The organism is Candidatus Latescibacterota bacterium, from assembly GCA_019038625.1.
Classification (GTDB): Bacteria; Krumholzibacteriota; Krumholzibacteriia; order Krumholzibacteriales; family Krumholzibacteriaceae; genus JAGLYV01.
The window spans coordinates 1-10,920 of sequence record JAHOYU010000223.1; the positions used below are offsets into that span (position 1 = coordinate 1).

General features: G+C 52.9%; 7 protein-coding genes. 5 read left to right on the forward strand and 2 right to left on the reverse strand.

The genetic code is table 11. The features are described from left to right. From KOO63_14685 to KOO63_14695, 3 genes are all read left to right on the forward strand, one after another. Positions 1–525: hypothetical protein (locus KOO63_14685; protein MBU8923062.1), on the forward strand; the 525-nt coding region annotated here is incomplete at its 5' end. A gap of 81 nt (positions 526–606) precedes the next feature. After that, positions 607–2,451: a hypothetical protein gene (locus tag KOO63_14690; protein ID MBU8923063.1), complete on the forward strand. Its 1,845-nt coding sequence runs from the start codon at positions 607–609 to the stop codon at positions 2,449–2,451. Then, positions 2,448–4,457, forward strand: coding sequence for a 6-bladed beta-propeller (locus KOO63_14695; protein ID MBU8923064.1), 2,010 nt, complete (start codon positions 2,448–2,450; stop codon positions 4,455–4,457). Before KOO63_14690 ends, KOO63_14695 begins: the two co-directional genes overlap by 4 nt. Here KOO63_14695 and KOO63_14700 read toward each other — a convergent pair. After that, entirely contained in the window at positions 4,435–4,773 is a 339-nt protein-coding gene (locus KOO63_14700) for a hypothetical protein (GenBank protein ID MBU8923065.1), read from the reverse strand. The genes KOO63_14695 and KOO63_14700 overlap by 23 nt on opposite strands. After that, complete coding sequence (locus KOO63_14705) at positions 4,770–5,453, reverse strand: pentapeptide repeat-containing protein (protein ID MBU8923066.1); 684 nt, start codon at positions 5,451–5,453, stop codon at positions 4,770–4,772. The genes KOO63_14700 and KOO63_14705 overlap by 4 nt, the downstream gene beginning before the upstream one ends. Before the next feature lie 292 nt (positions 5,454–5,745). Between KOO63_14705 and KOO63_14710 the strand changes: the two genes are divergently transcribed. Continuing rightward, a complete protein-coding gene (locus KOO63_14710) occupies positions 5,746–8,211 on the forward strand; it encodes a hypothetical protein (protein MBU8923067.1) in 2,466 nt (821 codons plus the stop codon). Between the two features lie 157 nt (positions 8,212–8,368). Then, positions 8,369–10,876, forward strand: a complete 2,508-nt coding sequence (locus tag KOO63_14715) for a hypothetical protein (GenBank protein ID MBU8923068.1) — start codon at positions 8,369–8,371, stop codon at positions 10,874–10,876. The last annotated feature ends 44 nt before the right edge of the window (positions 10,877–10,920 follow it).

The window sequence follows — 10,920 nt, forward strand, 5'->3', positions numbered from 1 at the left end:
GTTTATGTCAATACTGGCGGAGACTGCCCCGACTGTCCGGATTGTCCGGATTGCCCCGATTGCCCACCGGTGAACGGCAGCCCATATGAAGGTGTTTTCTATATAACCGGAATGTCGGCAGCGAATGTATCTGAATCGTGTTCATTCTCGTGGATAGCCACGACCTTCCAGGCTGTGACGATCGCGGAAGGGATGATCTGTTTCGCCGGCTGGATGGTCGACTATGACGAAGCGACACATACAGGACTGGCCGAGTTCACCGAACATCTGGAAGGCGAAGGTATCTTCCAGGATACTTCGGTCCGATTCGAGATCTCTTTTTCGGGATACGACAACCTCTCGGCGACTCTTTCCTATCATGTGGAAGCGGGATATATCGGGAGCCAGGCTTCGTATTTCTGTGATGACGCATTTTCTGTGACAGCCGAGAGAGCAACAGTCGAGGCAGCATCACGAGCCGGCATGTTCAGCCGGAAAGACCTCCCGATGCCATCGGTAAGGGCTGAACTGCTGAACAGAGAATAATAGCTCTGGCACTATAAACCGATGCTGGATTAAGCAACGACCCGGTGCTATAATCATGATCTCTTCTAACCAGGATCGATTATGCGTCGGGATCTGATATCGATAGTATCCATTGTATGTCTTGTCTCCCTGGCCGGATGTGGCGACGACTCCGTCCGGCCCGGGAATACTTCCGGTGACCCCTCGGTCCTTATTGTCTCTCCGGCTATTTCATCATCCACTCCGGGCTACTCGGCATATATCGACTTCAGGTGGCAGCCTTATGAAGAAAGCGATATCAAGTGCACCAGATGTCTATGGAGCGAAATAGTAGACACTTCCGGTATATATTCGCCCGGATTTGATTTCATCGGCGATCTCAACGAGAACATCTGGCGCTATGAGGACATGTGGTCCGAGTGGAAATGCGCGGGAAGAGAATCGGGGGGATCCGGCAACTTTATTCTCGGAGACGACGAGGAACCCAGGCTTGCCCGATACCATTTTTTCGCGGTCCAGGCCATGGACCGCGCGGGTGGTGTAACCACGACCTTCACAAAAAATATCAATGTAAGACACTTCATGGTAAAAGCCACAATTGGACCGTTTCTCAAGATCTATGAACCTCTTCTCGGCGGATTCCGATTTATTGGAACTTCCTCAAATACTCCTTTGAAAAAGGTTCCTCAGGGTGTCGACCTCGAATTCAGATGGAAAGCCGACGCTTCCAGCTATTTCGGAGAGATCGAAGGATACAGGTATGGATGGGATATCGTAGATGTGGAATCATGGGAATCTCCATTCCTGCCCCAGACGATGTCGACCGGATCCGTCACATTCGGCAGCGGTATTCATACCCTCTGTATTGAAGTCATCGACAAGGCCGGCAACATGTCGAGGGCGAAGATCGCCGTAGAGGCGATTCCCTGGCAGATGGACCGCAACCTGCTCTGGGTGGACGATTTCAGGTCCGCAAATTATCCCATTCCCGATTATTCCTGGCCCCCGGAATACGAGCACGACTCTTTCTGGCTCGATATCTGTTCATCTGCCGCTGGATTCGATCCTTCGGTGGACGTCTTCGACTGTGACGAAAGAAATTCGCCCCCGCCCATCGAGACGATCGGACGATACAAAAACCTGATATGGACCTACTCATATACAGAGAGCTTCTGGAACGAGATCGTACATTTCGTTCCAGAGACGATGATATCGACTATTTCCCCATCAGAGACCAATGTGATATCTCTTTTCCTCAGAAAGGGAGGTCATGTATGGACTCTCGGCAGATCCGACCGGGGAGGAGGGCTGGCTGCCGAACTCAGTACGCTGGTACAAGATTTCCCTCTGCGGCTGGCGACCGAAAGCGCCGGCGCAGAAAATCCGGCCGATGGCAGCGGCGTCGATGGGATGGCCTACAAGGACTACTGTGTATCTGTCCTGGACAAGGTACAGGGGGTGTTCAGAGAACACGAAATGATGCCCCCAAGATATCTCGGACATTACGACGCATTTCGTTACGCTACCATCGATGAGTTCGACCCTGTCACCCTTTCGGTTCCGGGAATGCCGGAGCGGCTCGACCTCAGAGAAGAGGTGTCTTCACCGGGAAGCTTTTTCAGTTTCGACACACTGAGCTCGCTGGGAGGATTCACATATGTTGAAGTCTATGATCCTCCCTACTGGATGAGCTCGATCGCGATCGTCTCACGCCACTGCTTCCACCCGGCCTACCGAATGCAGGCCGCACACGAGGGCTCGGTGTTAAACGGCGCGCCTGTTGCTCTCTGGATATCCCGATATGAGGATATAGTTCCCGAAGTCACATCAGGCGTTGCCGTAGCCGCGCCAAGCCTTCATCTCGGATTTCCGCTATGGTTTTTCAGGCAGACGTCGGCCGATAGTATCGCCGCCGCCCTGTTCGATCTATGGGGGATAGAAGAATGAACGCGATAAAACCTCTGGCGACAGCCGCTATACTTCTCGTTCAGGCCGTTCTGATATCCGGCTGCGGAGGTGAATCGCCATCCCCTCCTGATTATCCGACCTTTTATACATCGGTTAAAAGTTCGGTCATAACGGTGCCAGACTGTGATTCGTTCTACCTTCATCACATTGACGACGATATCTATACATTCTACAGCTGGCATCCGCTCGATGAACTGAAGAATGGGGTCATCCTCGCCGGGCATGAAAACGGCGGATATATGCGAGAGGTCATTTCGTTCGAAAGGAACGGATATTTCACTTCCATTCTCACCGTACCCTGCCCCCTTACTGGAGTCCTGAGACGTGGGCTCGTGGAAGCGACATTCCATGCGGGGCCTGGACCTTTCCCCGGGGGAACAGATCTTTCCGGAACCGTATTGTACTCGACCGAAGAACAGGACCGAGAAGGAAACATAACCATCACAAACGGTATTGTGAACTATTCACCTGTCACATCTTTCAGGCTGGCCATCGCACACAGTACTGTCTGGGAACTGGATCTTTCCGTGGAGGGCAGCATATATATCGAGTGTGATATCGAAGCAGATGTCGAGGGTGAGTTCAGTCACTACGCTGAAAAAGAGATCATGTCGTTCACTGAAGAAAAGACAGTATGGCTCAAGGGTATACCTGTAGTAGTCGACATCCGATTCGCTCTCTCCGTCAGGACGGCTGCCGAAGGGACATTCTGTAATTCCTGCACCTACAGCGCTACCTGCTCCGGCGCAATATTCGCAGGGACATCATGGAGAGACGGAGCATGGAACGACTCAGATGAGAGCATCCTCTCGTTTTCTGCCACCCCCCTCACCTGCAACGGCCAGATGGACGGCCACATAGAGATACTGGTCGTCCCCGATGTGACAATATCACTGAGCGGCGAGGTCCTCTTCGACCTGGAGACAGCTCCAGGTACCCTGATTCGCTCGGAAGTCTTCACGCCTCCCGTCTGGTGGTGGGAACTGTCTGGCCTGAACTGTCTGGATATCCAGTATCACGAGGGGATCGCGGGAGACGCCATCCCTCCGCTTCACGGATGGGAAGACTGCGGAGAGACCTTCCTCGTCGGTGGTCCATTTCAAACCGAAGATTTTGTCTTCATAATGTCATGGGGCAAAGAAGGTATCGGAGATTATAGTTTCGGCAACCCATCGGGAGCAGCCACCACACCAGACGGCGGAATACTGGTAAGTGACAATCTCAGCAGCAGGCTCTCGATGTTCGCGTCCGACTCTTCGCTCATCACATCATGGGGGAACCAGGGAAACAGGGCCGGGGAATTCCTCCTGCCCTGTGGAATCGCTACCGGTCCTGATGGTGACATTTTCGTCGTAGACAAGGGAAATCACAGGGTGCAGCGATTCGATCACACCGGAGAATTTATACTTATGTGGGGGAACCACGGCGATGGCAACGGTGAATTTCGGGAACCGGAAGATGTTTGCGCGGCGCCGGATGGTACGGTCCTGATAGTAGACAGCTACAGCAATCGAGTCCAGCGGTTCTATGACGATGGGACATTCATCGAATCCTGGGGCAGTCAGGGCAGCGGCTCAGGAGAGTTCAATGGCGCAATAGGCATCACCTGCGACACCGATGGAAACATCTACGTATCAGAATGCTACAACCACCGCGTTCAGAAATTTTCCCCTGACAGAATCTTCATGACGATGTGGGGGCTGCAGGGTATCTCTCAGGGTGAGTTCAACTGCCCGACAGGGATAGAGGCCGGGCAGGACGGGAAAATATACATAGCCGACTACGGAAACAACAGGGTCCAGATATTCACTTCCGACGGAAGATTCATTTCGTCACTCGGGACTCGGGGCACGGGCGCTGGAGAATTCAACGGTCCACGTGATCTCGCGGTCAGTGGGACCGGGGAATTATTTGTCATAGATTCGGGGAATTTCCGGATACAACGTTTTGCGCCGGTGCCATCTATAATTCGTCCTCGATCCTGACATCCAGGATCGTCCCATCCTCGACATACTCCTCGAGCAGCTGTACATCCCTGACCATATTTTCGAGTTCACCACTGTCACCTTCGAGTAGATCCCGGATCCTGCTTCCTGGAAGATCGCAGGACACCATAAAATCAACGATCTTCTCCAGATATCTTATATCTACACCGATGGAGGAAGCTATCGCTCCCAGTTGTGGGCCATACCTGTCCACGGTCTCCTCGAGTGGCTCGAAAGGGGCATGAGGCGAGTCGAGAAACCTGTCGGAAAAATCCTTTATGACGTGAGTGGACCCATGGAAGGAAATCCTGTTCATCTTTCTCCCCCCTTCTCCGGAGGCTGTTCCGGAATCCCGATCTGTATCAGGGGTCCCGGCAGGTCCTGATTTGCAACAGCCCCGTACAACCGATTGAGGGCTCCCAATATCTCGTTACCAGCTTTTGCGGATATCGGATCGGAGAGGACGAGAGAGAGACGGCTGATCCTTGTTGAAACATAGCTGCTCTGAATAAGCGCGCCCTCTATATTCTCGAAATCGAAAACTTCGCTTTCCCTGTCGAGCGAGATAAGTCCGTTTGCAAAATTCAAAAGCGTCTGAAGCCACAGAGCGTTCGCGGCACATTCACAATCTTTCAGATCGGCCCTGTAAAGGATCGCGTTCTCCAGGTTGACCCCTGTCAGGTCGGCCTTCTTCAGGTCGGCTCCCATCATATTCGCCGATCCGAGATCAGCCCCACTCAACCAGGCTCCCTGAAGGTCCGCCTCCATAAGGTCTGCCCCTGAAAGATCGGCCCCTTCCAGGTTAGCCCCTTTCAGGTCTGCCCCCGAAAGGATCGCCCGGGTGAGGTCCGCTCCCCTGAAGTTGATCCCCGCCAGTTCTTTTACTCTTATATTCGATTCGGAAAGGTCCGGCGTAATGTCCGGGTTGTCCTGCCTCCACGCGTTCCAGGCAGCGACTCCCTGTACCAGAATTTCCTTGTGGACTTGATCTGCCATATTTCTCCTCGACTCCCCCTCCCTGCCCCACATTACACTTACGCAGCAGGACCCGAGATTGTTCCGTATAAGGGTCACATCATGCCTGCGGCACCTTCAGAGAATAATAATGAGACAGTGACGATATTTATGCAAGCCCACTCTCGAATATGTTTCGCAGATTTATCCCAAATCATTCGAATATTTTTGTTGAGAATAGCCTTAATCAGCTTTAAACTGTTCACCATCGTGGAGTGAGGTGGTTGCAGACAGCCAACGGCTCCATGAAACCGTGGGCAAACGGAGATAAAGCATGAATTCTGGAAGTGATCGGCGGAACTTCTTGAGCTCTGCTGTGCCTTTCATCCTGGTGCTTCTCATCATTACGCTTGAGACGACCGCATCGGACAGATCAGATATCTTCAACGACAAGAGACGTACAGCGGATATGGCTCCCGTTTTGGACGGAAGTTTTGTACACAATATCGGCGAATTACAGATCAACGTCACAAACTGGGGGATCATCGGGTCGCTGCCGAACAGCAATTATCCCATGCGCGACGTCCCGTCCGCGCAATATCCTGCTGGGTCCGGGACCGAGTATCTGTATGCTGCCGGCATCTGGGTCGGAGCGCTGAAGAACGGGATCCCATGCGTATCGACGGGATATCCCCAGGATGAATTCCGCCCGGGCATGGACTCGCAAAACACCATCTACGAGACTTTCGAAGGCGACACTCGTGGTTCCCACCTTCCTTCGGCACCGGACGACGACAGGGACGGCCTCTATGACGAAGACCCGCTGAACGGCCTGGACGATGATCACGATGGAAAGATAGATGAAGATTTTGCCGCCTTCGGGAACCAGATGTTCTGCTGCGAGTATTTCGACAACAAACCGCAGTGCAGCCTGATCTGGCCGGAACACAACCAGATGGAACTCAAGGTCCGACAGGAGACCTTCCAGTGGGGTGAAGACGTTTACAACGACTTTGTCATCGCGAGATATACGGTGACGAATTTCGGATTCGAATATCTCTCGGACATATACGTGGGCATCTACGCCGACCTCGATGCCGGGTCGCGCGACCATGGCACATATTATCTCGACGACCAGGTCGGATTCTGGAGCGGAGAATGGTGTGCTCCCTGGAATTATGCCGAATTCCCCGTCAATATTAATATCGCCTATGTCCATGATGACGATGGAGACGATGGAAGGGCCGACGGGTATTTCGGGATCGCCGTAGTGAGTCCCAATTACCTGATAAATTCCTTCAGGATCTTTCAGGGACTTCTTCCCTACATGAATGGCGGAGAACCGACCAACGATTTCGAACGATATGATGTGATGGCTGAACCGGCCCACGACGAAAACACCGAGAAACCAGGTGATTACAGGTGTCTTCTCAGCCTGGGACCCTTCCCCCACATCGGCTTCAACAATTCTATCGAAATCTCCCTGGCCTTTGTAGCCGGAAAAGATTTCGATGAGTTGAGGGATAACGCCGCAGCAGCACAGATGATCTACCGGGGGGTGTGGTACGATCTCGACGGGGATCCGGAAACGGGAGTGATTGGAAGAGAAACCAAGATGTGGGGTCCACTCGAGGATTTCGACCCCGACCCCTGTGACAATAATTTTGAGGAACTGCTTATTGTCAGGGGGCACTATATCTGGGCAAACATGGATTGCTCCCTTGAGCTCTATAACTTTAATCACCGCAAATGCTACAAGGATATCAACGCCACTCTCGAGGATTACCGGACCGGTGTGGACGGAAGGGAACACAACCTCCACTGGATCACCGGCGGAGTATCCACCCCTCCCAGGATCAGGGTGGTCCCCGGAGACCGACAGGTCACCGTATACTGGGATAACCTGAGTGAAATGGTCCCTGACCTCGTCACAGGTCTTATCGACTTCGAGGGATATCAGGTCTGGAGGGCCGATGAATGGCATCGCCCGCTCGGCAGCAGCAAGATAAACGGCCCTGCCTCTGATCTGTGGTCACTCATGGAGGCACGCGACCTTGTCAACGAGGTACTTCCCAATATCGATTTCAAGAGTCCCTTCGAATCAGGAGGCTGGGAGTATATACCCCTCTTGCACCTCGATGAAAAAGACAGGTTCCTGACTGCTTTTAAGGAGGCCCTGATCTATTCTCCGCTCGATTCCGTACCATGTCCTCCTGGCCTGACATTTGAAGAATGCGACACTCTGGAAGCGCTCGCCAGGCTTGATCTCGGATTTGAGGGCGGATTGAAATATTACAAATTCATCGACGACACTGCCAAGAACGGGTTACCGTATTTTTACTCCGTAGTCGCGTACGACCATGTCTTCACAAAGAACTGGGTGCCTGATGCGAAGGGCAGAATGAATTCACCGTCCGCCAGTTTCGCTTTCGTAGAAGCCCGATCCAGCTCACAGGCAGCTGAAGGATTCGATAAAAGAGAAGTCTACGCGGTCCCAAATCCCGTCACGTCATCGTCAATGTCTGGATGGGCACTTGGGCCGACCAACACCGACCCCTCCGGGCTGAAGGTCGAGATAAGGAATCTCCCCGCATGCCGGTCGACTCTGAGGATATTCACGATCGCAGGCGACCTGGTCAAGGCCATACATCATGATGGCACCGCGGGCAACGGAACTGTCGTCTGGAACCTCGTTTCGAGAAACGGACAGGACGTCACGAGCGGTGTATATATTTTCGCTGTCGAACCGGAAGACAAAAATTTCGAACGAACTATCGGCAAATTTGTAGTAATAAGGTAAGTGTCAATCGGAAATATGTATACTAGATAAGATATTTGAATTTCGGAGAATATATTGTATAATTGACATGTTGTTAGAACGATATGATGTATCTCGGAAGGCTGCATCGTGGCAAAGGCTCAACAGCCTTCCACTACCGTGGGCAAACGGAGAAAAAATGAAACCGAAGTGGAACCGGCTGAGTGGCCTGAGCTGTGGTTCTGTGTTTTTGTGTGCACTGCTTCTGACCGCATCCTTCCAGGTGACAGCTTCAGACCGTTACGATCCTTTTCGTGACAAGTCCCGCACCCCAAGCATGATCCCTGTCCTGGACGGCTCCTATGTCCACAACATCGGAGAACTCCAGATGAATGTGACGAACTGGGGCATCCTCGGTTCACTGCCGAACAGCAATTATCCGATGCGGGACGTTCCTTCCGCACAGTATCCCGCCGGTTCCGGAATAGAATATCTCTATGCCGCGGGAATATGGGTCGGAGCCAGGAAAAATGGCATACCATGCGTTTCTACCGGATATCCCGAAGATGAATTCCGGCCCCGAATGGACGCTACGAGCACGATCTACGAGACTTTCGAGGGCGATCTTCGGGGCGGACACCTGCCCGCTGCCCCTGACGACGATGTCGATGGTGTCTATGATGAGGACCCGCTCAACGGATTGGATGACGACAATGACGGAAAAATAGACGAAGACTTTGCCGCCTTCGGCAACCAGATGTTCTGCTGCGAATACGCCGACAACTTCCCCCAGAGTACCCTGATCTGGCCGGAACACGAACAGATAGAGATAAAGGTCCGGCAGGAGACGTTCCAGTGGGGAGAAAACGTCTATAACGATTTCATAGCGATCAAGTACACCATCACCAATGTCGGCATCGAATACCTGTCCGACATCTACCTGGGAATCTACGCCGATATGGACGCCGGCTCACGTAATCGCGGAACGTACCATATGGACGATAAGGTCGGTTTCTGGAATGGGACCTGGTGCGCGGCAAAAGGAAACGCAGAATATCCCGTCGATCTGAATCTGGCCTATGTCTATGACGACGATGGAGACGACGGGACCGCAACGGGATATTTCGGGATCGCGGTACTTGGCCACTCTCCGCAGGTGAGTTTCGGAAACGCTGCTCTCTTTCCCAGCTTCGCCCTCCAGTCGTTCAAGGTCTTCCAGGGCCTTCAACCCTTCATGAACGGCGGGGATCCGACCAACGATTTCGAGCGTTACGAGATCATGTCCGAACCAGCCCGCGATGAGAACACCGACAAGCCGGGCGATTACAGGATACTTCTCAGCGTAGGCCCTTTTTACAGTCTTCAGTTCATGAGGTCGCTCGAACTGAGTCTTGCCTTCGTAGCGGGAGACGACTTCAACGATCTGCGCGATAATGCCGCTACCGCGCAGAATATATACAACGGGATCAGGTATGACATGGATGGGAATCCTGAAACAGGGATAAACGGACGCGAATCGCCCCTGGTCGGCCCCCTCGAAGATTGGGATCCAGACCCATGTGATGGGGTAAAGGAAGAACTGGACATAATCAAGGGTGATACGATCTGGAGCAACCTCGACTGCTCCCAGGAACGGACCGATTTCAACAACCGCGATTGCTACAAAGAATATGGAGCCTCATTCCAGGATTATCAGACCGGTACCGGCGGCAGGGAACATCGCCTGCGCTGGATCACCAGCGGAGTCTCTCCCCCTCCGAATATAAGGGTAGAGCCGGGCGATGGTTATGTCGCTGTCTTCTGGGACAATCTGAGCGAAGTGACTGCCGATATAGTAACCGGTGTGGTAGACTTCGAAGGCTACCAGGTGTGGAGGGCCGACGACTGGCACCGGCCGCTCGGATCCAGTAAGGAGAACGGCCCGGAATCGAGTCTCTGGTCTCTGCTCGAGAACCGGGACCTTGTCAACGGTGTCCTTCCCAATGTTGACTTCAAGCGCCCCCTTGAATCGGGAGGGTGGGAGTATGACCCTCTCGAATATCTGGTGGACAGAGAAATGGTCATCAACGCATTCGAACAATCATTGATTTACGCGCCTCTCGATAATGTGCCTTGTCCCCCGGGCCTGACGCAGAATGAATGCGACACCCTCGAGACACTCGCGCGTCTGAACCTCGGATATGAGGGAGGAAAGAAATACTACAAATTCGTCGATCATTCAGTCAAAAACGGGTTGCCGTATTTTTACTCCGTCGTCGCTTATGACCATTCATTTGACAAAAACGGAATCCCTCTCGCTCAGGGGAGGATGAACTCCCCCTCGGCGAGCTTTGCCTACATCGAAGCCCGATCCAGCTCACGGGAAGCAGACGAATACGAGGAGACCGAAGTCTACGCCGTCCCCAACCCTGTCACACGGGAGGCTATGTCCGGATGGGAACTTGGTCCGACAAACAGCGACCCGTCGGGCCTGAAAGTTGAGATAAGGAATCTACCAGCATGCAAATCCGTACTCAGGATATTCACTATAGCGGGAGATCTCGTACAGACGCTCCCGCACGACGGAAGCAATGGCAACGGTACGGTCGTCTGGAATCTGGTATCGAGAAACGGCCAGGAAGTTACCAGCGGCGTGTACCTGTTTGCCGTAGAACCTGAAGACAATAATTTCGACCGGACCATTGGTAAATTCGTGGTCATCCGTTAACAGGACAGAAAGCATGATCGAGAAAATCTGGAATTCGTCATCAA

Excerpts from the sequence above, each read along its gene's own strand:
- KOO63_14690 (MBU8923063.1), top strand. The coding sequence starts at position 607 with ATGCGTCGGGATCTGATATCGATAGTATCCATTGTATGTCTTGTCTCC.
- KOO63_14695 (MBU8923064.1), top strand. The coding sequence starts at position 2,448 with ATGAACGCGATAAAACCTCTGGCGACAGCCGCTATACTTCTCGTTCAG.
- KOO63_14700 (MBU8923065.1), bottom strand. The coding sequence starts at position 4,773 with ATGAACAGGATTTCCTTCCATGGGTCCACTCACGTCATAAAGGATTTT.
- KOO63_14705 (MBU8923066.1), bottom strand. The coding sequence starts at position 5,453 with ATGGCAGATCAAGTCCACAAGGAAATTCTGGTACAGGGAGTCGCTGCC.
- KOO63_14710 (MBU8923067.1), top strand. The coding sequence starts at position 5,746 with ATGAATTCTGGAAGTGATCGGCGGAACTTCTTGAGCTCTGCTGTGCCT.
- KOO63_14715 (MBU8923068.1), top strand. The coding sequence starts at position 8,369 with ATGAAACCGAAGTGGAACCGGCTGAGTGGCCTGAGCTGTGGTTCTGTG.